This window comes from Halomonas sp. MS1, assembly GCF_024182575.1.
Taxonomy (GTDB): Bacteria; Pseudomonadota; Gammaproteobacteria; order Pseudomonadales; family Halomonadaceae; genus Vreelandella.
Window position 1 is genome coordinate 2,358,998 of the sequence record NZ_CP098926.1, and the last position, 24,563, is coordinate 2,383,560.

A 24,563-nucleotide genomic window follows, 5' to 3' on the forward strand; every position below is an offset into this window, starting at 1 on the left:
GTGCGCAAAATTATTCATTGCGACTGTGACTGCTTCTACGCAGCGGTTGAAATGCGCGACAACCCAGCGCTTAACGATGTGCCTATTGCGATAGGCGGCAGCGTTGAGCAGCGCGGGGTTGTCGCTACCTGTAACTACCCCGCCCGCGAATTTGGCATCCACTCGGCGATGCCCATGGCGCAGGCACTCAAACGCTGCCCACATTTGACCGTTATCCGCGGTGATATGGCCAAATACAAAGCGGTGGCGCGTCAAGTGTTTGCGATTTATCGCGATGTGACTGAACTGATTGAACCACTCTCGCTAGATGAAGCCTTTTTAGACGTTACTGATGTTTCCCTGTGCAACGGCAGCGCCACCCGCATGGCCGAAGCGATTCGCCAGCGGGTTAAGCAGGAAGTAGGCATTACCGTCTCGGCAGGTGTCGCACCCAATAAGTTTCTTGCCAAAATTGCCAGCGACTGGCGCAAGCCCGATGGTCTGTTTGTGATCACGCCGAACGATATCGATGGCTTTGTGCAGCAACTGCCGGTCAAGAAAATCCACGGCGTAGGGCCGCGCACGGCTGAAAAATTGGCGGGGTTGGGTATTCAAACTTGTGCGGATTTGCGGTCTCGTCCGCTCACTGAGCTGGTCGAACAGTTTGGCCGCTTCGGGCATCGGCTGTTCGAGCTTAGCTTTGGGCGCGACGAGCGACCAGTGAAAACTCATCGTGAGCGGAAATCGATCAGCACCGAGCAAACTTACTCCCAGGACTTACCCACCCTGGAAGCCTGTCGCCGACAATTACCAGATCTGCTCAACGACTTAGAGCAGCGCTATGCCAGACTAGACCCCGCGCCCGGCGTGCGTGGCGTCATGGTCAAGGTCAAATTCAACGACTTTACCCAAACCACGGTTGAACACGCCGACCCAGCACCTAGCCTGGATCAATTCGAATCCCTGTTAACTATTGGTTGGGCGCGAGGGGAGAGGCCCGTTCGGCTATTAGGCGTGGGCTATCGCTTGGCAGAAGAAGCCACCGTTCAGCAACTCTCGCTGTTTTAATTAGCCTGTTAATACTTATGTCGATTGACGCTCATACAAAGGCGCGTTAAAACAGACGTATGATAGTTTGTCTACTTGCTAGCTAGTTAGCGTGGGTGCTGCTGCCACGCTGCTTTCCTGTCTTCCTACCTTGCGAGCTAACCATGTCTGCCCATGCCACCCAACGCCCTCGTTTAGTGTTTGCCCATGCGAATGGCTTTCCTGGCTTAAGCTATCGCACGCTGCTGGAACCACTGGCAGAGTCGTTTGACCTCCATCCGCTAGATCGATTGGGGCATCACCCGGATTACCCGGTGAACCATAACTGGGGCAATTTAGTCGATGAACTGTTGAGCTACTTGCCGGTTACAGACGCGCCGTTATTGGGTGTTGGTCACTCGTTAGGCGGTACGCTGATGGCCATGGCGGCAGATAAACAGCCAGAACGCTTCTGCGGCGTCATTATGCTTGACCCGCCGTTGATGCTGGGGCCGGATGCCTGGGTGATGAAAGCGGCGAAGCGATTTGGTTTTATGGACCGCATCACCCCTGCTGGTAAAACCCAGGGGCGGCGCAGTGTGTGGCCTAGCCGAGAAGCAATGGCTGACTCGCTGCGCCGCCGTGGGTTATTTCGCCGCTTTACCCCAGAGGCATTGAACGACTACATTGAAGCAGGCACGCGCTTGCTGGATGACGGTAGCGCTGAGCTAACCTTCGACCCAGGTATTGAGGTAGAGATATTTCGCCATCTGCCGGATCATCTATCGGGATTGCCACGTCGCGTCGGTGTGCCGATCCACCTGGTAGCAGGGAAGGAGTCGCACTTACTCACTCCCACACGGGTCAAGCGGCTTCAGCGTCGTGGGTTAGCTATCAGCGAGGTTCCCGGTACTCACATGTTCCCTATGGAACATCCTGATGAAACGCGGGCGGCCATACTGGCGGCATGGCAGAGCTTTTCACAGGGAGCCAGTAAGCGCGCATAAAGCGTATAAGGAGGCAGGATGTATCTTTCCGTACAGCTAAGCTATTACCCGCTGGCCGATGATTTTAAGCCAGTGGTGAAAGAGGTGGTAAAACGTTTGGAAGCGACAGGATTAGAAGTTCACCCTAATCGAATGAGTACCCAGGTGTTCGGAGAGTTCGATGCGGTGATGACCGCTTTAAGCGATGTGATGAAGTGGTCGTTCGAGACTCACGGCAAAGCGGTCTTTACGGCTAATTTCCTCGAAGGCGACCGACGTCCGCGCTAAAGCAACGCCGCCCGATTGGATCGGGCGGCATTTTTTAACAGCTACCTGCACTTAACCGGCCATGACGCTGGGCAACCATAGGGCTATTTGTGGCCAGATACTGACAAGCAGTGCGGCTACACACATGAGCAGGAAAAACGGTAGCGAAGCCCATGCCACGCGGCTGATACTTTCGCCTGTCAGGCTTTGCAGCACAAAGAGATTGAAACCGACGGGCGGCGTAATTTGTCCAAGCTCAATCATGATAATCAGGAAGATACCGAACCAGATGGGGTCAAATCCCGCTAGCAAGACAATCGGCAGCGTGATTGGCAGGCTCATCACGGTAATCGAAATGCCATCCAGGAACAGCCCCAGCACGATATAGAAAATGGCCAGGGCAAACAGCAGCACCATGGGGCTGAAGTCCTGCTCGGCAATCCATCCGGCCAACTCACGCGGCAGGTGTAGATACCCCATCGCCGTGGATAAAAGCGTGGCCGCGATGAGAAGGCTACAGACCATGATCGACGTTATTAGCGTTCCACGAAATGCATCAACAAACAGCCTGATGTTTAACTGTCTTTCAAACCCTAATAGCAGCAAAGTGGCGCCGACACCCACCGCTGCCGCCTCTGAAGGCGTTGCAATACCGCTATAGATTGATCCAATCACGATGGAGATCAGCACCAATATGGGCAGCAGCAATACAAAGGACTGCCAGATCGTCTGATCAGATATCACACTCTTCGGTGCCAATGATGGCGCCATCCATGATCTGAAGCCGATATAGCAGCTGTATAGAAAGGCTATCAACAGCCCGGGCACAACTCCCGCCATAAACAGCTGACTGATGGATACTTCGGCCTGAACACCATAGACGATCATCACAATCGATGGTGGTATCAATAGACCCAGGCTACCGGCACCCGCCAATGAGCCAATGGATAGGTTTCTGTCGTAGCCTCTCTGTTTCAGCTCTTGCGTGGTAATTTTACCAATCGTGGCCGTTGTCGCCGCACTCGAACCGCTCACCGCCGCAAACAGGGTGCAGCCCAAAACATTGGTATGCAGAATTCCGCCGGGCAAGTGGCTGGTAATCGGCACCAGACCCTTAAACAGGCGCTCAGAGATATTGGAGCGAAATATCAATTCTCCCATGAGAATAAACAGGGGAATCGCAGATAACTCCCAGCTATTGCTAGCTCGGTATAAAATTCGCGATAAAATCAGGCCAATGCGGTCTGCACTGAAATCTCCAAACAGCCACAGAGAGCCAATGGAAACTGCCAGCATGGCGGCAAAAATCCATGTCCCCATGGTCAGTAAGAAAAGCAGCAGAAACGCAACGCCGATAGCCGTCCAAAAAATGTCCATGAGTCACTTCCCATCAGTTAAATCTTATTCAGCTACAGGCAAGTACTGAGAGCGCAGCATCAGTATTTTCAAGGCTCTGACAAGAAGCGAAAAAGAGATCAGCCACATGCCAATCAGTATGGCGCCTTCTGGTATCCAGATAGGCGTTTCCGCGAGTGTTTCACTGACCACACCGCGGCTAAAGCTTCGCTGAACATTCTGAAACCAGAACGTAGATATCCATAAAAAGCAGCTGGCAGTTAATAGGCTACTGAAAAACTCAAGCGGCCACCGCCTATTTACCGGGATCCGCTCAAGTAACAGGGAGACTCTGATAAGCCCTCCTTTTTCAAGCACATAAGGAAGGCCCAGAAAAGACATGGTGGCGACTGCATAGCCAATATACTCATCCAGAATATAGGTGGAGTGGCCAAAAAATCTCAGTGCTATCTCCAGCAGAATATGCCCCAGCATGTAAACAATCAGCATGATAGCAATCACTGCACCGATCCTATTAAGCAGCATGGAGATACGCTCCATGCCTTTTAGCAAGATCATTGCTGGCCTCTGAACTCAGTCAAAATTGACTGACCCATATCACCGGTGTTTTCAAGCCAGTTCTCAACAACGCTGGTGGATGCTTCAGAGAGGGCATTCAGCAAATCAGCTGAGACGGGGTCACTGATAGCTACGTCATGCTCGCCAAGCGTCTGGTAGTTTTCTTCGGTACGGACCTCAACCGCCGCCCAGTTATGCTGGTCGGTCAGGTTGGCTGCTTCAAGAAGGGCTTGTTGCTGTTCAGCGCTCAATGAATCAAATACGGCCTTATTCATATGGACCATATTAAGCGGAATGGCATATTGAACCGCTGAAAAATGATCTTGATGTTCCCAGAAACTGCCGTTGGCGCCGGCTTCTGCCGAGGTTAATACCGCGCTGATGCCGCCGGTCGCCAACTGCGGCACCACATCGCCCCAGGACAGACTCACAGGGGAAGCTCCCACGTTGCGAAAGGTCTCCGTTCCATTGCGATCAAAGGTACGGATTTTCAAATTTTCAAGATCGCTCTGATTGGCTATTGCTGTTTTTGACCAGATACCGCTGGGTGGCCAGGGAGATGCATAGAGTAATATTTGATCATTATCTTCAAATACCTCTTCATAGTAGGGTTTAGCTATTTCATATAGGCGCCGTGCATCTTCGATGTCTTCTACAATAAACGGTAAGGAAGAGAGCAGAAAAATAGAATCGATCCCGCTCATGGTGCCCGATAATGTATCGGCTATATCAACGGCTCCATCGGCGACAGCATAAAAGTGGTCACCTGAGTTAAAACCTAATGCTCCCCCCGTATGCAGCGTAATACCTATATCGCCATCTGTTAGCTCTTTTACTTTATCAATAAAGTAAGCATCTCCCTGAGCATGTATTGACGTAGCGTTATATTCATTAGAAAAATCCATATTGATTGACTGTGCATAGGAGTAGCCGCTAACCAGCAACATGCCTAACACCATGGACGCTTTACTGACCGGTTTAAAACTGCTGTTTTTCATAGTAGTTTTAGAAATCATGCAATCTTCCCCACTGTTTATTATTGAAGATATTTCTTAAACTACAGTCATTGACCAGCCAACTATTTCTAATAGCGACGAGAAGGGACTGAATAGCGACAGGGCGGTTGAAATCGGTCTGGGAGGGGGGCTTTGGCTTGTGCTGGTTCTTGCACTGGTTCTTGCACTACGTATACAAGAAATAGTCAAACGCCGCCCGATTGGGCGGCGTCTATGTTGGCGCTAGTAACTGCTAAACCAGCGACTCCAAACAAGATTCGATAATATCCAGCCCTTCGTTGAGGACGCTGTCTTCAATCGTGACAGGCATCAAAAAGCGAATCGTATTGCCGTACATGCCGCAGGAGAGCAGGATTAATCCTTCCTCACGGGCTTTCTTACACAGCGCTGCGGCAAGTTCTGGATTGGGCGTGCGATCCGTTTTGTTCGAGACCAGCTCAAATGCCGCCATAGCGCCCATGTTGCGCACATTATCAATGCAGTCGAACTTGGCTTGCCACTCGCCAAAACGCGCCGCTAATTTTTCACCCAGCGCTCGGCTTTTCTCAAGAATATTTTCCTCTTCGAAGACTTCCATCACGGCTAGTGCCGCGGCGCAGGCGGTAGGGCTGCCGGTATAGGTGCCGCCGAGCGAGTTGGGGCCTGAGGCGTCCATGACCTTGTCGGTGCCGACAATCGCAGAGATTGGCATACCGTCAGCCATACTTTTCGCCATGGTCATGATGTCCGGCTCAACGCCGCTGTGTTCAATGGCGAACATTTTGCCGGTTCGGCCAAAGCCAGACTGCACTTCGTCGATGATCATCAGCATGCCATGCTCATCGCAAATTTCGCGGATCTTCTCCAGAAAGCTTTTCGATGCAGGATAGAAGCCGCCTTCGCCAAGCACCGGCTCCAAGACAATCGCGGCGGTGTCTTTTGGGTTGGCGTCGGTTTTCAGGGTCATTTTCAGACCACGAAGGGCTTCGTCTTCGCTGACACCGTGGTAGGGCACCGGATAAGGAGCGCGGAAGACCGTGCCTGGCATCGGGCCAAAATCAGTCTGATACGGGGCTACTTTGCCGTTCATGGCCATGGTGTAGAACGTTCGGCCGTGATAACCACCGTCAAAACAAATGACGTTAGAGCGGCCGGTGGCAGCGCGGGCAATTTTAACGGCATTTTCCAACGCTTCTGCACCGGAGTTAGCCAGCATTACTTTGGCGTGGCCGCGAACCGGTACGAGGTGGCTAAGTTTTTCAGCAACTTTTACATAGCCTTCATAAGGCATCACTGTTTGGCAGGTGTGCATGACCTTATCCAGCTGGGCTTTCACCGCAGCAACCACTTTAGGATGACGGTGGCCTACGTTCGAAACGCCAATACCGCCCGCGAAGTCGATAAAGCGATTGCCGTCGGCGTCCCAGATCTCAGCATTCTCAGCGCGATCTGCAAAAGCAGTGGCGGGGCTGGCGGCGCCCGCTGCGACATACTTCTGCTTCAGTTCGTTTAGCTCGGCGTTGCTCATGGCTCAACTCCTTTGGGTGTTGGATGGTGCCTGTGAGAAATGTGCAGTGTCACTGTTTATGTGACAGGTTCGGTCGTCATTGTTTCAAATTCGTTATATAGACGATAAAACGGGGGTAATGGGTAGTAGGTGACAGACAGCAGGTGACAGACAGTCGTTAAAAGACGCTGATTAAAAGATAGTAGTTAATGGAGAGTAGTTAAAAGATAATCGGTAATAGGCAGTAAGCAATAGGCTTGCATCAGTAGCTTGATGCTTCTAAGCCTGCGTACACCTCTTCTCTTAAGTCTAATAATTGCGAGGTTAGGTCTGGGCCTAAGGAATTAATAGCCGGCTTGGCGTAGAAAAAGCCTTGTTGACGAACAATGCCCGCCCGCGCTAGCCATAATGCTTCTTCGCGTGTTTCTACCCCTTCGGCAATGAGCGTCATGTTCAACTCTTTAGCTAGCAAAATGATGGAGTTGAGCAGCGCTTGGCGACGCGTATCATGGTCACAGTTCATCACCAGCTCGCGGTCGATTTTGAGCTTGTCCGGTGTTAGGTCAGTCAACAGATCCAGGTTGGCATAGCCATTGCCAAAGTCATCAAGGGCTGTTTTAAAGCCCATCTCGCGATAGGCTTCGATGATATTGCGCAGGTGCTGGCGGTCACGTACGCGTTCGGTTTCAGTGATTTCAAAAATTAGCCGCTCCATTGGCCATCCAACGCGTCGAGAAATATCAAGCGTTGCTTGAATGCAGGCTTCCGGTTCGTAGACAGCATTGGGTAAAAAGTTGATTGATAACGCCGTTGGCATATTCAAAGCGCTTGCCATCTCAATCGCTTTAACGCGACAAGCTTGATCAAACCGATACAGTAGGCCGTCAGTCACCTGAGAGATAACGCTCCAGGCAGATTCGCCATTAACCCCTCTGACAAGCGCCTCATGTGTCACCACGCGAGCAAGTGACACGTCTACAATCGGTTGAAAGGCCATAGTGAAATCAAAAGGAAGGTCCCCCTCGCATCGTTTGCAGCTACCGTCTACCCGTGCGCAGTGACCCATGAAATCCCCCTATAGCAGTGCGCCAAGTTACTCGCTGGCCAATCTACGTTAGCCGTTGCCGGTTAATTTAAAATTTTTTTTAACTATCTAATCATAGACGAAGTCAGTTTAGTCGCTTGTGAGCTTTTCGTATAGGTTTTGTATAGAAATTGATAGGTGCGCCGAACCGACAAAAAAGCGCCCAGGCGGGCGCTAAGATGAATCGTTAAGTAGATATGAAAAAGGGAGAATAACGAGCGTTAAATAATGCCAGCTTGTTGCAGTGCGTGGCGCTGTTCGCTGGTAATGCCAAGCTCGTCAAGCACCTGCTGCGTGTGCTCACCCAGTGAGGGTGGGGGAGTCTGAGCGCTGATGGACTCGCCGTTGATACGGATAGGATTTGCGACTAAGTCGACGTGACCGGCTTGGCTGTGGGGAAGCGTTTGCTTCAAGCCACGTGCTTTGACATGGGGATCGTCGAAGACGCGATCCAAGGTGTTGATTGGCCCGCTAGGCACACCGGCGGCTTCAAAGGCAGCCAGCCATTCATCAGTTTTCTGCGTTAGTAATACAGCCTCCAGTAGAGGAGCCAATACAGTGCGGTGCTGCACCCGTGCGCCGTTGGTGGCGAACCGTGGGTCCAGCGGCAACGTTGGCTGATCGATCACTTCGCAGAAACGCTTAAACTGCTCGTCATTACCGACGGCAACAATCATATGGCCATCGGCAGTGGCAAATGCTTGGTAGGGAACGATATTGGGATGTGCATTCCCCAGCCGCTGAGGTACTTGACCGGAGGTTAAGTAGTTGAGCGCCTGGTTCGCCAGTACGCCCACCTGCACGTCCATCAACGCCATATCAATATGACATCCAGCGTTGCTATCGCGGCGCTGGTAAAGCGCTGCCAGAACGGCATTGGCGGCATATAGGCCGGTGAAAATATCGGTAAAGGCAACGCCGATTTTGACGGGGCCACCGCCGGGCTCATGATCAGGCTTGCCAGTCAGGCTCATAATGCCGCCCATTGCCTGAATCATGAAGTCGTAACCGGCGCGGTGTGCGTAAGGGCTTTCCTGGCCAAAGCCGGTGATTGAACAGTAGATAAGCCGAGGATTCAGTGCCTTCAGGCTCTCATAGTCCAGACCGTACTTTTTCAAACCGCCCACTTTGAAGTTTTCAAGTAACACATCGGAGGTGGCGACGAGCTGCTTAATCAATGCCTGGCCTTCAGGCTTGGCCATATCGACGGTGACCGAGCGTTTGCCCCGGTTGGCGCAGAGGTAGTAGGCCGACTCTGAACTGCCAGAGAGCCATGGAGGGCCCCAGTGGCGAGTATCATCGCCGCTGACGGGGCGCTCTACCTTGATCACATCAGCCCCCATGTCTGCGAGCATTTGCCCGCACCACGGGCCAGCCAGTACACGTGAAATATCGAGTACTTTGATGCCTGCTAGTGGCTTGGCTGCTGTGCTCATTAAGTGCCTCACTTGTCGCTATTTAGAAAAATGCCTGAATACCGGTCTGGGCACGGCCCAAGATTAAGGCATGTACATCGTGAGTGCCTTCGTAGGTGTTTACCGATTCCAAGTTCACCATATGACGAATAACGCCGTACTCATCGGAAACGCCGTTGCCGCCGTGCATGTCGCGAGACTGGCGAGCGATATCCAGCGCTTTACCGCAGTTATTGCGTTTGATGAGTGAGACCATTTCCGGTGCCCAATTGCCGCTATCCATCAGGCGACCTACCTGTAGTGCTGCCTGTAAGCCCAGGGTGATCTCGGTTTGCATGTCTGCGAGTTTCTTCTGGATCAACTGATTTGCAGCCAGCGGGCGGCCAAACTGTTTGCGGTCTAAGGTGTATTGGCGTGCGGCATGCCAACAGAACTCAGCGGTGCCCATAACGCCCCAGGCAATGCCATAACGCGCTTTATTCAAGCAACCGAAAGGTCCTTTTAAACCGCTAACGTTAGGCAATAGGTTTTCTTCAGGGACAAAGGCATTGTCCAGTACGATTTCACCGGTGATGGAGGCGCGAAGTGACACCTTGCCTTCAATTTTGGGTGTGCTGAAGCCTTCGGTACCGCGCTCAACAATAAAGCCTTTGATTTGATTGTCGTGGGCGGCGGACTTTGCCCAAACCACCGCAATATCGGCAATCGGGCTGTTGGTAATCCACATTTTGGCACCGGTTAAGCGGTAGCCGCCGTCAACTTTTTCTGCCCGAGTGATCATTGAACCAGGGTCTGAGCCATGGTCAGGTTCGGTTAAACCAAAACAGCCGACCATTTCTCCGCTGGCGAGCTTAGGTAAATATTTATGCTTCTGCTCTTCAGAGCCATAGGCTTCAATCGGGTACATCACCAGTGATGACTGCACGCTCATGGCTGAGCGGTAGCCTGAATCAACGCGCTCTACTTCGCGGGCAATCAGTCCGTAGGCCACATGGTTCACGCCTGAGCCGCCATATTCCGGGGCAACAGTGGCACCCAGCAGGCCAAGCTCACCCATCTCGCTCATGATCTCACGATCAAAGCGCTCTTCACGAAAAGCACTCAGCACGCGTGGCTGCAGGTTTTCCTGGCAGTAGTCGTGAGCGGCATCACGAATTTGGCGCTCTTCATCGGTGAGTTGGTGTTCGAGCAGCAGCGGGTCGTCCCAGTTGAAGCGGGTCATGGCGTGAACTCCTACGTAGTCATTTTGATACGATCCAATGTATCGTCGTTTTATTGAAATATCTACATTTTAAAATAAACAATTTAATTGATCCCTCGTTCCTCGAGAACACGGGTAATAATCGGGACCGGTGTCATTAAGTGATCACGCATGAGGTTGGCCGCTTGCTCTGTATCACGAGCCAGGATGACGTCTACCAAGGCGGCATGCTCTTGTCTTTTGATTTCAAGTGCCTGGGGGGACATCACCGTTTCCTGCAACCACAGGTGGCGGTAGCGTTCTACCTGATCAAACAGCGTGTCGCGCATCTGTAACAGGTGTGGCGAGTTGCAGCCGCTAGCAATGGCGGTATGAAATGCTTTATGGCGCAAATCCCAGCCATCAAGCAGCTCATCGGGGGAGCTGACCTCGGTCACTTTAGCTAGCCGATGAGCGGTGGCGAGGACGTTGGCTTCCCAGTCGTCGTCGCCGCGCTCAATGGCCAGGCGCAAAATCAGGCCTTCTAACTGAGCGCGTGCGTCGTAAATATCGTTCAGCTCGGCCAGCGACATGGGGGCAACGCGATAGCCACGTTGGCTAATCGCAATCACCAAGCGGTCGGCAACTAATTGGGAAAGCGCTTCGCGTAGAGGACCGGTACTGGCGCCGTAATACTCCTTGAGGCGGCTCATTAAAAGCTTCTCTTCAGGCGCATAACGGCCGCGAATGATGTCGTGCTTCAGGGCGCGATAGGCACTGATGGCTAGGTTCGGGCGCGGCGCATCGTGCTCCATGATATCTCCTTAGGCCAACGTTGGGCGTGGCGATCTGCATTAACTAATCGCTATTATCAATAAATTTTAGACATTTAGCACAGGTAACGACATTTATACGGATGCCATCGGCGAATAGCGTTGCATTAGCATCTCACGCTAAAGCCGTGCTAACGTCATTGCACCGCGTTTGCTTGCCGTTTACGGTAACCAGAGGCTGGGACTTCACACCTCCTTATCGTCAACCATACTTATAAGTCCAAACAGGACGGAGGAACCGCTTATGCGAACTCTAAAATATACAGTGGCAGCATCCTTGTTGGCTGTTGCACTTCCAGCCAGTGCGCAACAGCTTTCAATCGCGACCGGCGGTACCGGCGGGGTTTATTATCCGATCGGCGGTGGCTTCGCTGAAATGATTAATAACCATATTGAAGGCGCTCAGGCGACGGCTGAGGTTACTGGTGCCTCAGTTGAAAATATGGGGCTGATTATGCGTGGCGACGCCGATTTGGCGCTAGCGCTGGCCGACACGGTCTATCAGGCTTATAACGGCAGCGGCGACTTTGACGGTCGTCAGATTGAAAATACCCGTGCTCTGGCCTCTGTTTACCCGAATGCGGTGCAGTTGGTAACGCTGGCTGAGTCGGATATCGAGACCATCGCTGACCTGGCTGGGAAACGCGTTTCCGTGGGTGCACCAGGCAGTGGCACCGAGCTAAATGCGCGTGCCGTTTTGGAAGCCAACGGCATTAGTTATGAAGATTTTACCCCTCAGCGGCTTAATTTTAACGAAACCGCAGATGCCATTCGTGATGGTGATATCGACGCCGGTTTCTGGAGCGTTGGTCCTCCCACCAGTTCTATTCTTAACCTTGCCGCTACCCGTGATATCCGCTTAATTGGCCTCTCCGATGAAGAAGTTGCCAATGCACAGGAAGCGGAGGCAGTGTTCGCCCCCTACGAGCTGGCAGCGGGTATGTATGACGGTATGGACGAGTCTGTTCAGACTATCGGTGTTCCTAACGTCTTGGTGGTGAATTCTGATATGGACGAAGAGCTTGCTTACCAACTGACTCAGCTACTGTTTGAAAACACCGATGAGCTGATTGCTGTTCACCCGGCCGCCAACGACACCACTATTGAGTTCACCATGAACTCTACGCCTGTGCCGTTGCACCCGGGGGCAATTCGCTACTTTGAAGAAGTAGGAGCGGATATTCCTGATCGTCTGCGCCCTTAACGGTTAAAGGGTCTTGCCATAGACATTGCCATAAGGATATTGCCATGCAGTGGCAACAACGACTGATGGCGCTACTTTTTGCATGTCTACCGCTCACCGAAGTGGGGGCTTCCCCCGCTTCGGTGAATGCGTCTATGCGTTTAGCTGTAGTGACTGAACAAGGCGATGTTCTAGTGGATGCGCTGGTGCCTTCAGAAGGGCGCTGGTGTATCCAGTGGCGACACTCTGTTGAGCACTTTACGGTACTGGATTGTTATCGTAATGCGGCAGGCGTTATGCAACTTGAGCGTAGTCATCAACCAGACTTTGCCGCAGGGCTTGGTCATATCTTTGGCCGTGGGGAACAAGTCTCAGATGGTGAGGGCGGTTATTGGATTAATGCTATTAATGAGCCCGTAGCAAATAACCGTTATGCATTAAGAGTCGGTTCTCCTGCCGTCAATCATCAAGTGGTGTGGCCGAATGGTGAGCATTCACCGGTGAGTTTAAGTGAGTACGCAGCCGGGCAACGTGTGATTATCCAATTATTATCACCTAGCACCGCTCCGCGTGAATAAAAACGATAGTAGTTAACGCTTCCGAGGACGTTCATGAACGAATCCACTCCACCGCCGGTTGTGATGCCCGGCGCGAATGCGATGCAGCCCCGCATGGTTCTGTGGTGTATCACCGTGGTTGCGGTGGGGCTTTCACTCTTCCAGCTCTATTCTGCTGGTATCCAGCCCCTTGGGCTTTTCTATCAGCGCAGTATTCACTTAGCGTTGATTATGCTGCTGGCATTTTTGATGTTTCCTGTGTTTGGGCCAACGCGCAAACGTGGAGTGCTGGGGTGGGGCATTGATCTAATTTTCTTTGCTGGGGCTTTGACTACCGGTGGCTATCTGGTGCTCTTTTTGGATGAGATTATCAATCGAGCCGGCTTCTGGAGTGACACCGATATTTTAGTGGCCTGTATTGCGACGGTTACCGTGTTGGAAGCAAGTCGTCGAGCCGTTGGGTTTGGCATGACGGTGATCGGCCTACTTGCCATTATCTACGCATTTGCAGGGCCTAGGGGCGAACTGCCATGGCTAGGCGAATGGATGCCCGGCATTTTAGAGCATCGTGGCTATACCTTGGAGCGCGTCGCAGGGCAGCTCTATTTAGGACAAGAAGGCATCTTTGGTTTGCCTTTGGGAGTTGCGGCGACCTACATCTTTATATTTGTACTCTTTGGTGCCTTTTTGGAAAGCACTGGCGCAGGCAAGTTTTTTATTGATATGGCCTATGCGGCCACTGGCCGCCAGCGGGGCGGCCCTGCGAAAGCTGCCGTGCTGGCTTCAGCCGGTATGGGCTCTATTTCGGGTAGTGCGATTGCCAACGTGGTGACCACCGGGGCATTTACCATTCCGCTGATGAAAAAGCTGGGCTATCAGCCAAAGCAGGCGGGAGGAATAGAAGCAGCCGCCTCTACCGGTGGGCAAATTATGCCGCCTTTAATGGGGGCCGGGGCGTTTTTAATTGCGGAATATACCAACACGCCCTATTTGGAAATCGTGAAAGTCAGCATTCTGCCGGCGATTATGTACTTTGCAACGGTGTATCTATTTGTCCATATCATTGCATTGAAGCAGGGAATGCAGGGATTGGCGAAAAGCGAGCTGCCGCAAATGCGCCAAGTCATGAAAGATGGCTGGCACTTCCTGCTTCCTCTAGCGGTACTAGTGTGGCTGCTAGCGATGAGTATGTCGCCAATGCGCGTGGGGTATTACGCCGTGGTCACCATCATCGCTGTGGCGGTTCTTCGCTATGCGCTTTGGTACTTCTTTATTGCTCCCAAGCAAGGTCAGCCGGTCACCATGAGCCGCACCAAAGGTGTGGTGTGGGCGGGGCTCGTTAAGTTGGTTCAGGGGTTGGAGCTGGGTGCGCGGAATGCCGTTGCGGTTTCTATGGCTTGTGCCGTGGCGGGGATTATTGTCGGCGTTGTGGGCCTGACAGGGCTAGGGTTGAAGTTTTCCTCAATGATGCTGGCTTTTTCTGGCGGCAACCTAGTGTTGGCGTTGGTGATGGTGCTGCTGGCAAGCTTGATTTTGGGGATGGGACTGCCGGTTACCGCGAGCTATATTGTCTTGATCGTACTGGTGGGCCCAGCGTTGACCGCTGAGTTTGGAGTGCCGCTACTGATTGCTCACTTAGTGGTGTTCTGGTACTCCCAAGATTCCAATGTGACACCGCCTATCGCCCTGGCCGGTTTTGCGGGGGCCGCAATTGCAGGCAGTAAACCCATGGAGACTGGCTTCCAAGCTTGGAAATTTGCCAAAGGTCTCTATTTAATTCCGCTATTTATGGTGTTTAATCCCGAAATCATTGTCGGTGGCCCCGTGCCCGTGGTGGTTTGGAATGCGCTGATTGCTATTTTGGCACTGTGTGCATTTGCTGCCGCGCTTGAAGGTTATCTGTTTGCCAAGATGTCTTGGTTGCCGCGTTTGGCGATTGGCGCTGCTATTTTCGGGGTTTTCTACCCAAATCTACTAACGGAAATTGCGGGCGTGGTGGTGATGATTGCCGCGATTGGTGCCAACTGGTTTGCCAGCAAGCGAGAACGTCTGCCGATGGACGGCTAATCGTAGGGCGTTAATGTACGCCATAAAAAAAGCCCGGAGACCATTAGGTCTCCGGGCTTTTGCTTTGTGCAGGTACGGCTTAGAAAATGGACTCTGCGGTACCAGACCCCTGCGAGCCACTGGCTTCTTCCAGTTCACGACTAATGCGACGTTGCTGGTAGCCGGGAAGATGGTCACGGTGGAAGAGCTCAGAAATGCCCCCTGACTGACCATCCGCCAAGCGGTATCCGGTGGAGGGGTCTACCCGTGCGCTAACAACAGTATCCGGGCGTTCGGGTATCGCTGAAGGGGTGCCTTCTAGTGCATCGCCCATAAAGTCAACCCAGATAGGTAGTGCTGCGTTAGAGCCATATTCAGCGGTGGACTCGTTGCTATCTTTGCCTACCCATACTGTGGTCACTAAGTCGCTGTTAAAGCCTGCGAACCAGGCATCACGCTGGTTATTGGTGGTGCCCGTTTTGCCGACGATATCGTCGCGGTTCAGGCTAAGAGCACCACGACCGGTGCCAGACGTAATGACGTCACGCAGCATGTCGCGCAGAATATAGACAGCAGCAGGGTCAGCGACCCGAGCAGCTACAGGGTACTCCTTGCCGTCGATTTCAACTGTTTCCTGCCCCTCAGCGCAGCTAGGGCAGGCAACCTGAGGTGTTGCTTCATCGACAAGTTCCTCATCATCGTTACGCGTGACGCGTTCAATAAACCATGGCGCGACCTGAAAACCACCGTTGGCAAGAACAGAATACGCGTTGGTCATTTCCATGGGCGTTAAACTGGCGCTGCCCAAGGCGAGAGACAGCCCGCGTGGTAGGCGATCGGGGGAGAAGCCAAATCCTTCTAGGTAGCGAATAGTATGGTCCAACCCCGTGGCTTGAAGCACACGAATGGTGACCAAGTTACGCGAACGAGCAAGCGCTGTTCGCAAGCGCATCGGGCCTAGGAAATCACGGCTTGAATTGACTGGGCGCCATAATGAATTACTACCGTCATCTAATACGACGGGGGAATCATTGACCACGCTTGCTGCGTTCATACCGCCGTCTTCTAGGGCTGCCAGATAGATGAACGGTTTAAAGATGGAGCCGGATTGACGCTGAGCCTGGATAGCACGGTTGAACTTACTGGCATTAAAATCAAACCCGCCTTGTAAGGCTAAAATAGCGCCAGTGCGTGGATCTTGTGCAACCAAAGAGCCTTCGGCGTCGGGGCGCTGCGACAAGCGTAGCGATCCATCTTCGTTTTCAATCACGCGGACTAAGTCGCCGCGAACAGCAATTTGATCCGCGCTACTTGGTTCGGCACCACGACTGCGTGGGCTCAAATAGGGGCGTGCCCAGTTTAGGCCGCTCCAGGCAATCGTTTGCAGTTCGCCACCGCGAGTAAGTACCTGCATTTCACGGCCACTGCTCTCAACCACAATCGCTGGCTGAAGCAGGCCATAGTTGGGCGTGCGCTCTAATACCTGCAGCCAGTTGCTGACGTCACCATCGACACCCTCAACTTGTGTTTGGCTACGCTCAGCTGCTTGGCGAGCGGTTTGACGAATTTCCGGTGATTCTGAAAGTTCCTCTTCAAGCCCTTGAGTAGCGGTTTGCTCTTGAGCTTCTACCAAGCTGGCTGCGATATCTTGCTGTTCTGAACCGCGCCAGCCATGGCGAAGGTCGTAAGCCAGCAGGCCATTTGCTAATGCTTGGTGGGCATAGGGCTGCATTTCGCTATCAATCGTGGTGTAAATTCGGTAGCCACCGGTATACGCCTTATCGCCAAATCGTTCGATGGCATATTGGCGAGCCATTTCTGAAACATAAGCCGCGTCGACTTCAGTTTGGGTGTAGTGCCGGCGGGCTGTCACCGGCTCCTGCACCGCCGCTAGATAAGCATCATTATCAATATGTCCTAGCTCGCGCATGCGAAACAGAATCCAGTTGCGGCGAATAAGCGAGCGTTCTGAATTAGCCAGTGGGTTAAAGGCTGAGGGTGCTTTAGGCAGTCCCGCGATCATTGCCGTTTGAGCCAGCGTTAATTCCGCCAATGGCTTGTCATAATAAGTCTCTGATGCGGCTGCGATGCCATAGGCGCGATGACCGAGAAATATCTTGTTGACGTAGAGCTCGAAGATTTCATCTTTATCAAGAATCTGCTCCATTTGTAGGGCAAGCAGAATCTCGCGAATTTTCCGCGTGAATGTCTGGTCAAGCGTCAACATATAGTTACGCGCAACCTGCATGGTAATGGTCGAGCCGCCAGACTGAATGGAGCCGCCACTCTGGACCAGTTCAACCGCCGCCCTGGCGATACCACGAGGATCAACGCCTGCATGATCAAAGTAACTGGCATCTTCCGCTGCGATCAGCGCGTTGATCATGTCCTGTGGGATATCAGCGAAGTCGACGGGCATACGGCGCTCTTCGCCAAATTCACCAATGAGTTTGCCATCATTGGTGAAGATGCGAAGCGGTGTATGTAGCTCGAAATCTTGCAACTGGCGTACATCAGGCAGGCCAGGGGAAAAATAGATAGCGGCACCCACCACTGCCAACACGGTGGCGCCAATGAGCGCAACGATTAGCGAAAAAAGTGACAGGATGAGGGTTCGAAAAAACGTCATGAACAGAGTGCACCCGTGAAAAGGAGAATAGACACGGTAACTAAACGACCGTATCACGCAATTGGCTGCCATTATAGGAAGGCGAGGCAGCAGTCACCAGTGTTGATATGCCGTAATGCCATTCGCGTGTGACTTCACTAAAAATCATGTAACCTCGAAATTCGCATGATAGGCAGGCGGAGCCGAACCCAGGATGCGTTTACTCAAGCCCGGTAAAGGGTTGATTGGCGTCGATATTACATCGGCGACCGTCAAGCTGTTAGAGCTCAAACAGTCTAACGATAACTACCAAGTAGACAGCTACGCTGTTCAACCGCTGCGCGAAGGTGCAGTTGTTGAGCGCCGCATCCGCGACATTAATGAAGTGGCGAGTGTGCTTCGGCGTACTGTCGAGCGTGCAAAGCCCTTTACTCGTAAAGCAGCAGTGGCCGTCCCAGCGAGCGCTGCCATTACTAAAACGCTTACTTTTCCTGCTTCGTTAAGCGAAGAGGAAATCGAAGAGCGAATAACCGCCGAATCTGACCGCTATATTCCCTTTCCGTTCAGTGAGGTGGCGTTTGATTTTCAGTGCCTAGGCCCTGCTCCTTTCGATGAGAGCCAGCAAGAAATTGTTTTAGTAGCGTGTCGTCAGCAAGACGTGACTCTGCTTACCGAAACGCTGGAGCGTGCGGGGCTGGAGCCTGTCGCTGTCGATGTAGAAACGTTCGCCTTAGAGCGCGCATTGGCCGAGCTACGTAAGCAGTCAAGCGCGGCAAACGACTCAGCTGCTTGTGTGGGGCTATTCGACATCGGGGCCAATATGAGCGCTTTCCATGTCGTGCGGGGTGGGCATATTGTTTATAGCCGTGATACGGCGTTTGGCGGACGCCAACTGACAGAGGCCATCCGCGACTATTACCACATGAACATCGCTGAGGCCGGAGTTGCTAAGAAGCGTGGAGGTCTTCCAGGCGACTACCAAGAGAAAGTGCTCACTCCTTTTCTAGACACGCTGGTACAGCAGGGGAGACGCTCGCTGCAGCTTTATTACACTGTCGGTCGTCAGCATGAGGTACAACATACGGTACTCGCGGGTGGCTCAAGTGTCATTCCAGGCCTCGCTGAGCGTATTGCTGATGATAGTGGTATGTCGGTGAGTATCGCCAACCCATTGCAACGTTTACGCATTAACAAGCGGCTAAGTGAAGAAGCGTTAAGAAACGCTGCCCCAGCGATGCTAACGGCGGGTGGGTTGGCGATGCGAGTTAGCCAATGAGCATTAATATTAATCTTTTACCCTGGCGTGAGGGGTGGCGAGAGAGACGGACGCGGCAATTTTACGGTGTTATGTTGTTTATGTTGCTGCTGGGCGTGGCGTGTGGCGTTGTGGTATTGCACGTATATCAACAGCAGTTAGCTGCCCAGCAGCAGCGCAATGCCCATATCTCTACTCGTATTGAGCAGTTAGACAATGAAATCGCTGATGTACAACGCTATCAGGGCGATATCGGGCGGTTGGAAGAGCAATTGGCGCTGTTCCACACGCTTAATAACGAACGCATGAGTACAGTGGGGCTGTTTAACGATATTGCTGCTAGCGTCGCCGATGGGGTTGTCTATCAGCGTCTGTCACGTAGCGGACAGCAAATCAGTCTTTCAGCGGTTGCCAGTAATGAACGTCAGGTCTCTGAGCAACTACGCCAAATTGCAGCTATACCAGGGTTAGGCGTACCGCTGTTTTCCGAGGTTGCTAGTGGCCAAGATGACAGTCGGCGTGTTTTCCAGTTTGAAGTAAGGCAACTGTCTCCTGAAGAAGCCGTTTCCATGGAGGCGGCACCATGACGCCTATCCGTGAACGCATAAAAAATGACTGGCAGCGCCTGCGCAGCGTTGAATGGCAATCGTTGGATATCAAAGAAGCAGGTGAGTGGCCCTGGCTGTTTAAAGCCGTGATAGCGGTACTTGCTTTTTTAGTTGCTCTATTAGCTATCAACGGGTGGCTGGTGGGGGAGGCTCGCGATTCGCTTGCAGCAGAGCAGCGTCAAGAGGAGCGTCTGCTGGTCGAGTATCGACGCAAGGCGTCTGAAGCCGCTTTTCTGCCGGATATTCGCAGTCAGTTGACTGCTCTTGAAAATCAAATGGTGCAGATGCAGGCGATGCTGCCTACCAGTGCAGAAATTCCTTCTTTATTAGATAGCATCAGTGATGCCGCTATCGAAAATCGACTAACCATTGAAACTATCCGTTTGCGACCTACGGTGAGTAACACGCACTATATAGAGCACCCCTTAGATATACAGGTACGCGGTGATTACCATGCATTGGCGCAGTTTGTTTCGGACATTAGCGGTTTGGCGCGAATTATTACCCAGCACGATTTAACGCTAGCGCCTGTTGAGCAGAATGGCGACACGCTACGCATGTCGCTGCTTGCACGCACTTACAGCGAAAAGGCTGCACCATGAAGCGTTTGGTAGGCCTGCTGTGTATTGCTGGCTTAGCTGGCTGCAGTGACCCTCAGCTGGGGCAGTTAGATCAAACCCTTGCAGAAATACGCCGTACTGCTGATGGGAAAGTGCCCGAGGTAGTGGAGGAATTGCCAACGTATCAGTCGCTCGATTATCGCTTTAGCGATGCGCGCAGTCCCTTCTTAGCACCGGAGGATATGCGCGAAAACGTATTGCAAGTGGAGCAGGCAGTGAGCGAGTTTGCCCCCGAACAGCAGCGCGCTCAAGAGCCTTTAGAGCGTTTTCAACTCCAGACGTTGCGCTTAGTGGGTACGCTACGTATGGGGGCGCAGCAAGTTGCATTGATTGAGCCTCCCGAGGGGGAGGTTGTTAGTGTTCGAGAAGGTGATTATTTAGGCACCAACCATGGCTTTATTAACCAGATTGAACCACAAGGAATCACTATTGTTGAACGTGTTTTTAGCCCTCAGCAAGGGTGGCAACAACGCCAGGTAACGCTCACCCTTGAGGAATAGCTTCTTCACTCGCTATCAGATATGGATATCGCTTATGGCTGCTATATGTTATCGAACGTTGCTGTTATTAATTGCGGTAGTGCCATCGGTCTGCATGGCATCAGTGCTTACTAATGTCGATGTGCGGCAAACTCATAGCGGTGACATAGAGCTAGTGCTGCAGTTCAGTGGCGGCGTTGCCCAGCTAAGTGGCTATCGATTAGATGCACCTCCTCGTCTAGCGCTGGATTTGGCAGATACGCAAAGTGCGCTTGCCCAACGCCGTATCGGCGTCAGTAGTGGTGTTGTTGAACAAGTGACGGTGTTAGAGGGTAGTGGACGGACGCGCCTCGTGGTTGATTCGAATGAATCCCTTGATTATACCGCTCGAGTAGTCGGTGAACAGTTAAGAGTCACACTCGCATCAGGTAGTTCTGTGTCTATGCCGGCACCCCAAGCGACTAACGTTCCCCAGCCTTCCCCGTCCATCCAGGGGTTGCGTGTTGAAAATATTGATTTCCGGCGTGGAGGTGATGGTGCAGGGCGTGTCGTGGTGACATTTGATCGTGCTGGCGTGGTCGCTAACGTGCGTGAAGGTAGTGAGGGCAGCATTGTAGCGGAGCTGCGTAATGTGGCGCTGCCTGATGCGCTTAACCAGGTTTACGATGTCACTGATTTTGCGACGCCGGTTACCCGTATTACCCCTCATCTTGGACAGCGTGATGTGCGGCTGGAGCTACAAACGAACGGCCCCATCGCGATGGCTTCATCGCAAAGCGGGCGTACGTTGACGATTGAAGTGCAGCCGGTGAGTCAAGCTACACAACAGCAGCGAGAGCAGCAGGGAATATCTTTTACCGGAGAGCGGTTAAGCCTGAACTTTCAAGATATTGAAGTGCGTGCAGTGCTGGCTACTCTGGCAGAGTTTACTGGCCTAAACCTAGTGGCCAGTGATAGCGTTGCTGGACGCATTACGCTTAACTTGAACGATGTTCCCTGGGATCAAGCGCTAGCGCTGATCTTACAAAGCCAAGGGCTGGCAAGTCGGGAGCAGGGTAATGTGATCGTAGTGGCGCCTGCCAGCGAGCTAGCGGCTCTTGAGCGGCAAGAGATAGAAACACGCAACCAACGCCAAACGCTTGCGCCGTTAGTCACTGAGTTTATTGAAATAAAATATGCCCGCGCCGAAGACCTTGCTCAGCTGTTACGTGGTGGCGACGGCTTTGGGCTGTTAACTGACCGAGGGCGAGTCAGTATTGATCAGCGTACTAATATGTTACTGGTGCAAGATACTGCAGAGCAGGTGCGCACTATTATCGGCACTTTAGATCGCTTGGATGTCGCCGTCCGTCAGGTGCAAATTGAGGCAAGAATTGTCATTGCCCGAGATACCGCGTCTCGGGAGCTAGGGATTAACTGGGGCGTGTCGAGTACTCGCGGCTTTTTAGAAAACGATGATGGTACGTTTTCTCGGCGTAACCTTAACCCTAGCAACATTAACCGTGCCCAGGGTGGCCTTGCGGTAGATCTAGGTTCAGCGGCGGCTGCCAACACGGGGTTTAGTTTTGGTTATCTATCAGGGGACGTACTGCTAGATCTTGAGCTGCGAGCGCTGGAAAGTGAGGGCAAAAGCCAGACGATTTCTCAGCCCCGAGTGATCACAGCTAACCAACGAACAGCTATTATTCGTCAAGGCGAAGAGCGTGCTTTTCAGAGTGTAGATACAGAAGGGAATCCAGATACAGAGTTCAAGGAGGCCGAGCTTTCCTTGGAGGTAACGCCACAAATTACTCCGGATAACCGCATCATTATGAATTTGGTGATTAAAAACGATAGCTTCCGGGAAAGTGAGTTTGGTGGTGAGCCGCCGATTGATACTAACCAGATAGAGACCCAAGTGCTGGTCGATAATGGGCAAACGGTAGTGTTAGGCGGTATTTTGACAACAGAGCAGTTGAGCCAAATAGCGAAAACACCGCTGCTAGGAGATATTCCTTGGCTTGGGCGGCTATTCCGCTATACCGAAGAGAGCAATGAAAAGGTAGAGTTATTGGTCTTTATTACTCCACGACTACTTGATGATGGTTTGGCGGTTCGCTGATGCAAGAGTTACCCAATATTTTTTTAATTGGCCCCATGGGGGCTGGCAAGAGCACGATAGGCCGCTTACTCGCGGCTGAGTTGTCGCGCTCGTTCTTTGACAGCGATCACGCCATACAAGACCGCTGTGGTGCGGATATCCCCTGGATTTTTGACGTTGAAGGTGAGCCCGGCTTTCGTCAGCGCGAAAGTCAGATGATTGACGAACTCACTCAGTTGTCTGGTGTGGTAGTGGCTACTGGCGGTGGCGCAGTGCTGCGCGAAGAGAATCGACGTGCTCTGCGTGAGCGAGGCGCCGTGGTTTATTTGCTGACCACCGTTGACCAGCAACTGAAGCGCACTGCTAAAGATCGAAATCGACCGCTATTACAGTGTGATAATCGCGAACAGGTGCTGAACGACATGTTCGCCACACGAGATCCGCTGTATCGAGCGACATCGGATATTACGGTGCGCACGGATCGGCGCAGCCCACGTGCGGTGGTCAACGAAATTCTGCGTCGTGTCCATCGCATGGTGGACCCTTTGGAAATTGCGCGGGCTCAAAGTAAAAAGGTATCACAATGACTGAAATGACAAGTGCCCAGCGTACGCTAACCGTCGCATTGGGTGAGCGTAGCTACCCGATCCATATTGGTGTTGGGCTGCTAAAGCGCGCCAATATGCTAGAGCCGTATCTCGCGGGTCAGCAGGTGATGGTCGTCACCAATGAGACTATCGCGCCGCTTTATTTAGAAACACTTTGCGCCGGTCTGCCTGGTCATTTAGATATTCGCACAGTAGTGCTGCCTGACGGGGAGCAGTATAAAACCATCGAGCAGGTAAGCCGGATTTGGGATGCGCTGTTAGAGGCCGGCTTCAATCGTCGCTGTACGCTGATTGCCTTAGGGGGCGGTGTGATTGGCGATATGGTCGGTTATGCAGCGGCAGCTTATCAACGTGGCGTTGCCTTTATTCAGGTGCCTACTACGTTATTATCCCAGGTAGACTCTTCGGTGGGTGGGAAGACCGGTGTTAATCACCCGCTGGGTAAAAATATGATCGGTGCGTTTTGGCAACCAAAAGCCGTCATCGTGGATATCGACACTTTGACCACACTGCCTAGCCGGGAGCTTTCCGCAGGCTTGGCAGAAGTGATCAAGTACGGGTTAATCCGTGATGAGCGCTTTCTAAGCTGGTTAGAAGAGCATATGCAGGCGCTACTCAGTGTTGAGCCTGCAGTGATTGCTGAAGCGATTGCTCAAAGTTGTCAGATTAAAGCCGACATTGTGGCGGATGACGAAACTGAGCAGGGCGTTCGCGCGTTGCTGAACCTGGGGCACACGTTTGGTCATGCTATTGAAGCGCATCAAGGTTATGGCAACTGGTTACACGGTGAGGCCGTGGGTGCAGGCATGGCGATGGCAGCAACGCTCTCGCATCAGCTTGGCTGGATTGATAGCAAGGCACTCGCGCGTGCTAAGGCGGTTGTTGAAAGCGCCGGATTGCCGCTAGCGGCGCCTGCCGGAATGTCAGCTGACGACTTTTTAGCTCGCATGAAGCTAGATAAAAAGAATATTGATACTCGTCTACGTTTGGTGCTGCTCAATGCCCTGGGCGACGCCTGCGTAAGTGACGCCACGCCGCCTGATATGCTGCGTGAGCTGCTTCATCACTATCCGCGCGACTAAATGCCGAGGCGTATTAGCGTATAGATAAACAATCGACAGCCCTTATGGATAAACAGTACTGATAGACCGTATTGCTAAACAGATTTAGCAAGCAAAGCTGCACGGAAAACCCACCATCGCGTGGGTTTTTTGTTGTCTGGCCGTTAAGTGATGATCGTTCTGTATGTAATCCGTATGCCTTATGCGCTATCGGCATGGGTTTTTTGAGCCGTTTGATACTAAAGTCTAATTACGTGCTGTGATCGTTTAAA

The 24,563-nt window shown here is 52.4% G+C and carries 22 protein-coding genes; 13 read left to right on the forward strand and 9 right to left on the reverse strand.

The annotated features are described in order from the left end of the window. The 3 genes from dinB to NF683_RS10780 all read left to right on the forward strand — a co-directional run bounded on the left by dinB (position 1) and on the right by NF683_RS10780 (position 2,279). Entirely contained in the window at positions 1-1,047 is a 1,047-nt protein-coding gene (gene dinB / locus NF683_RS10770; RefSeq protein WP_253920001.1) for a DNA polymerase IV, read from the forward strand. A gap of 143 nt (positions 1,048-1,190) precedes the next feature. After that, entirely contained in the window at positions 1,191-2,012 is an 822-nt protein-coding gene (locus tag NF683_RS10775) for an alpha/beta fold hydrolase (protein WP_253920002.1), read from the forward strand. Between the two features lie 18 nt (positions 2,013-2,030). After that, positions 2,031-2,279, forward strand: coding sequence for a YkoF family thiamine/hydroxymethylpyrimidine-binding protein (locus NF683_RS10780; RefSeq protein ID WP_089039095.1), 249 nt, complete (start codon positions 2,031-2,033; stop codon positions 2,277-2,279). Positions 2,280-2,330: 51 nt separating this feature from the next. Here NF683_RS10780 and NF683_RS10785 read toward each other — a convergent pair whose 3' ends face one another. From NF683_RS10785 to csiR, 8 genes are all read right to left on the reverse strand, one after another. Further along, entirely contained in the window at positions 2,331-3,635 is a 1,305-nt protein-coding gene (locus NF683_RS10785; protein ID WP_193068635.1) for a TRAP transporter large permease, read from the reverse strand. A 24-nt stretch (positions 3,636-3,659) separates the two neighbouring features. Beyond that, complete coding sequence (locus NF683_RS10790; RefSeq protein WP_193068636.1) at positions 3,660-4,172, reverse strand: TRAP transporter small permease; 513 nt, start codon at positions 4,170-4,172, stop codon at positions 3,660-3,662. Further along, positions 4,169-5,188, reverse strand: a complete 1,020-nt coding sequence (locus NF683_RS10795) for a TRAP transporter substrate-binding protein (protein ID WP_193068637.1) — start codon at positions 5,186-5,188, stop codon at positions 4,169-4,171. The genes NF683_RS10790 and NF683_RS10795 overlap by 4 nt, the downstream gene beginning before the upstream one ends. Positions 5,189-5,420: 232 nt before the next feature. Further along, positions 5,421-6,695: a 4-aminobutyrate--2-oxoglutarate transaminase gene (gene gabT, locus NF683_RS10800; RefSeq protein WP_253920003.1), complete on the reverse strand. Its 1,275-nt coding sequence runs from the start codon at positions 6,693-6,695 to the stop codon at positions 5,421-5,423. 241 nt (positions 6,696-6,936) lie between these two features. Beyond that, the gene (locus NF683_RS10805; protein ID WP_089039093.1) at positions 6,937-7,740 is read right to left on the reverse strand and encodes an EAL domain-containing protein; all 804 of its coding nucleotides are present in this window, start codon (positions 7,738-7,740) and stop codon (positions 6,937-6,939) included. Between the two features lie 239 nt (positions 7,741-7,979). Beyond that, positions 7,980-9,194: a CaiB/BaiF CoA transferase family protein gene (locus tag NF683_RS10810; protein WP_253920004.1), complete on the reverse strand. Its 1,215-nt coding sequence runs from the start codon at positions 9,192-9,194 to the stop codon at positions 7,980-7,982. A 22-nt stretch (positions 9,195-9,216) separates the two neighbouring features. Beyond that, positions 9,217-10,395, reverse strand: coding sequence for an acyl-CoA dehydrogenase (locus tag NF683_RS10815; RefSeq protein ID WP_083001338.1), 1,179 nt, complete (start codon positions 10,393-10,395; stop codon positions 9,217-9,219). A gap of 83 nt (positions 10,396-10,478) precedes the next feature. Then, a complete protein-coding gene (csiR, locus tag NF683_RS10820; RefSeq protein ID WP_089039091.1) occupies positions 10,479-11,168 on the reverse strand; it encodes a DNA-binding transcriptional regulator CsiR in 690 nt (229 codons plus the stop codon). Positions 11,169-11,430: 262 nt separating this feature from the next. On the opposite strand from csiR, the gene NF683_RS10825 reads away from it, so the two are divergent. From NF683_RS10825 to NF683_RS10835, 3 genes are read left to right on the forward strand one after another with little or no spacing between them, the layout of a single operon-like run. Continuing rightward, on the forward strand, positions 11,431-12,390 hold the full coding sequence (locus NF683_RS10825; protein ID WP_089039090.1) for a TAXI family TRAP transporter solute-binding subunit: 960 nt from the start codon (positions 11,431-11,433) through the stop codon (positions 12,388-12,390). A gap of 44 nt (positions 12,391-12,434) precedes the next feature. Beyond that, a complete protein-coding gene (locus tag NF683_RS10830; RefSeq protein ID WP_089039089.1) occupies positions 12,435-12,947 on the forward strand; it encodes a DUF1850 domain-containing protein in 513 nt (170 codons plus the stop codon). A 33-nt stretch (positions 12,948-12,980) separates the two neighbouring features. Continuing rightward, positions 12,981-14,993 (forward strand): TRAP transporter permease, encoded by a 2,013-nt coding sequence (locus tag NF683_RS10835; RefSeq protein ID WP_089039088.1) that lies wholly within the window; start codon positions 12,981-12,983, stop codon positions 14,991-14,993. Positions 14,994-15,072: 79 nt separating this feature from the next. Here the strand turns inward: NF683_RS10835 and NF683_RS10840 are convergent, their stop codons facing one another. After that, positions 15,073-17,601: a penicillin-binding protein 1A gene (locus NF683_RS10840; protein WP_089039087.1), complete on the reverse strand. Its 2,529-nt coding sequence runs from the start codon at positions 17,599-17,601 to the stop codon at positions 15,073-15,075. A gap of 193 nt (positions 17,602-17,794) precedes the next feature. Here NF683_RS10840 and pilM point away from each other — a divergent pair, with 193 nt between their 5' ends. Genes pilM through aroB form a run of 7 tightly spaced genes read left to right on the forward strand, consistent with a single transcriptional unit; the run spans position 17,795 to position 24,312 of the window. Continuing rightward, positions 17,795-18,856: a type IV pilus assembly protein PilM gene (gene pilM, locus NF683_RS10845; protein WP_089039086.1), complete on the forward strand. Its 1,062-nt coding sequence runs from the start codon at positions 17,795-17,797 to the stop codon at positions 18,854-18,856. Next, on the forward strand, positions 18,853-19,422 hold the full coding sequence (locus tag NF683_RS10850; RefSeq protein WP_089039085.1) for a PilN domain-containing protein: 570 nt from the start codon (positions 18,853-18,855) through the stop codon (positions 19,420-19,422). The genes pilM and NF683_RS10850 overlap by 4 nt, the downstream gene beginning before the upstream one ends. Continuing rightward, positions 19,419-20,045, forward strand: a complete 627-nt coding sequence (locus tag NF683_RS10855; protein ID WP_089039084.1) for a type IV pilus inner membrane component PilO — start codon at positions 19,419-19,421, stop codon at positions 20,043-20,045. Before NF683_RS10850 ends, NF683_RS10855 begins: the two co-directional genes overlap by 4 nt. Next, positions 20,042-20,563, forward strand: coding sequence for a pilus assembly protein PilP (locus NF683_RS10860; RefSeq protein ID WP_089039083.1), 522 nt, complete (start codon positions 20,042-20,044; stop codon positions 20,561-20,563). Before NF683_RS10855 ends, NF683_RS10860 begins: the two co-directional genes overlap by 4 nt. A gap of 34 nt (positions 20,564-20,597) precedes the next feature. Beyond that, entirely contained in the window at positions 20,598-22,643 is a 2,046-nt protein-coding gene (gene pilQ, locus NF683_RS10865) for a type IV pilus secretin PilQ (RefSeq protein ID WP_253920005.1), read from the forward strand. Beyond that, positions 22,643-23,209, forward strand: coding sequence for a shikimate kinase AroK (aroK, locus tag NF683_RS10870; RefSeq protein WP_038481630.1), 567 nt, complete (start codon positions 22,643-22,645; stop codon positions 23,207-23,209). Before pilQ ends, aroK begins: the two co-directional genes overlap by 1 nt. Then, positions 23,206-24,312, forward strand: coding sequence for a 3-dehydroquinate synthase (gene aroB, locus NF683_RS10875; RefSeq protein WP_089039081.1), 1,107 nt, complete (start codon positions 23,206-23,208; stop codon positions 24,310-24,312). The genes aroK and aroB overlap by 4 nt, the downstream gene beginning before the upstream one ends. Positions 24,313-24,563 lie beyond the last annotated feature (251 nt).

Excerpts from the sequence above, each read along its gene's own strand:
- NF683_RS10785 (WP_193068635.1), bottom strand. The coding sequence starts at position 3,635 with ATGGACATTTTTTGGACGGCTATCGGCGTTGCGTTTCTGCTGCTTTTC.
- NF683_RS10805 (WP_089039093.1), bottom strand. The coding sequence starts at position 7,740 with ATGGGTCACTGCGCACGGGTAGACGGTAGCTGCAAACGATGCGAGGGG.
- pilM (WP_089039086.1), top strand. The coding sequence starts at position 17,795 with ATGCGTTTACTCAAGCCCGGTAAAGGGTTGATTGGCGTCGATATTACA.
- NF683_RS10790 (WP_193068636.1), bottom strand. The coding sequence starts at position 4,172 with ATGATCTTGCTAAAAGGCATGGAGCGTATCTCCATGCTGCTTAATAGG.
- aroK (WP_038481630.1), top strand. The coding sequence starts at position 22,643 with ATGCAAGAGTTACCCAATATTTTTTTAATTGGCCCCATGGGGGCTGGC.
- pilQ (WP_253920005.1), top strand. The coding sequence starts at position 20,598 with ATGGCTGCTATATGTTATCGAACGTTGCTGTTATTAATTGCGGTAGTG.
- NF683_RS10775 (WP_253920002.1), top strand. The coding sequence starts at position 1,191 with ATGTCTGCCCATGCCACCCAACGCCCTCGTTTAGTGTTTGCCCATGCG.
- NF683_RS10860 (WP_089039083.1), top strand. The coding sequence starts at position 20,042 with ATGAAGCGTTTGGTAGGCCTGCTGTGTATTGCTGGCTTAGCTGGCTGC.
- NF683_RS10825 (WP_089039090.1), top strand. The coding sequence starts at position 11,431 with ATGCGAACTCTAAAATATACAGTGGCAGCATCCTTGTTGGCTGTTGCA.
- csiR (WP_089039091.1), bottom strand. The coding sequence starts at position 11,168 with ATGGAGCACGATGCGCCGCGCCCGAACCTAGCCATCAGTGCCTATCGC.
- NF683_RS10840 (WP_089039087.1), bottom strand. The coding sequence starts at position 17,601 with ATGACGTTTTTTCGAACCCTCATCCTGTCACTTTTTTCGCTAATCGTT.
- NF683_RS10780 (WP_089039095.1), top strand. The coding sequence starts at position 2,031 with ATGTATCTTTCCGTACAGCTAAGCTATTACCCGCTGGCCGATGATTTT.
- NF683_RS10835 (WP_089039088.1), top strand. The coding sequence starts at position 12,981 with ATGAACGAATCCACTCCACCGCCGGTTGTGATGCCCGGCGCGAATGCG.
- NF683_RS10810 (WP_253920004.1), bottom strand. The coding sequence starts at position 9,194 with ATGAGCACAGCAGCCAAGCCACTAGCAGGCATCAAAGTACTCGATATT.
- aroB (WP_089039081.1), top strand. The coding sequence starts at position 23,206 with ATGACTGAAATGACAAGTGCCCAGCGTACGCTAACCGTCGCATTGGGT.
- NF683_RS10850 (WP_089039085.1), top strand. The coding sequence starts at position 18,853 with ATGAGCATTAATATTAATCTTTTACCCTGGCGTGAGGGGTGGCGAGAG.
- gabT (WP_253920003.1), bottom strand. The coding sequence starts at position 6,695 with ATGAGCAACGCCGAGCTAAACGAACTGAAGCAGAAGTATGTCGCAGCG.
- NF683_RS10815 (WP_083001338.1), bottom strand. The coding sequence starts at position 10,395 with ATGACCCGCTTCAACTGGGACGACCCGCTGCTGCTCGAACACCAACTC.
- NF683_RS10830 (WP_089039089.1), top strand. The coding sequence starts at position 12,435 with ATGCAGTGGCAACAACGACTGATGGCGCTACTTTTTGCATGTCTACCG.
- NF683_RS10795 (WP_193068637.1), bottom strand. The coding sequence starts at position 5,188 with ATGATTTCTAAAACTACTATGAAAAACAGCAGTTTTAAACCGGTCAGT.
- NF683_RS10855 (WP_089039084.1), top strand. The coding sequence starts at position 19,419 with ATGACGCCTATCCGTGAACGCATAAAAAATGACTGGCAGCGCCTGCGC.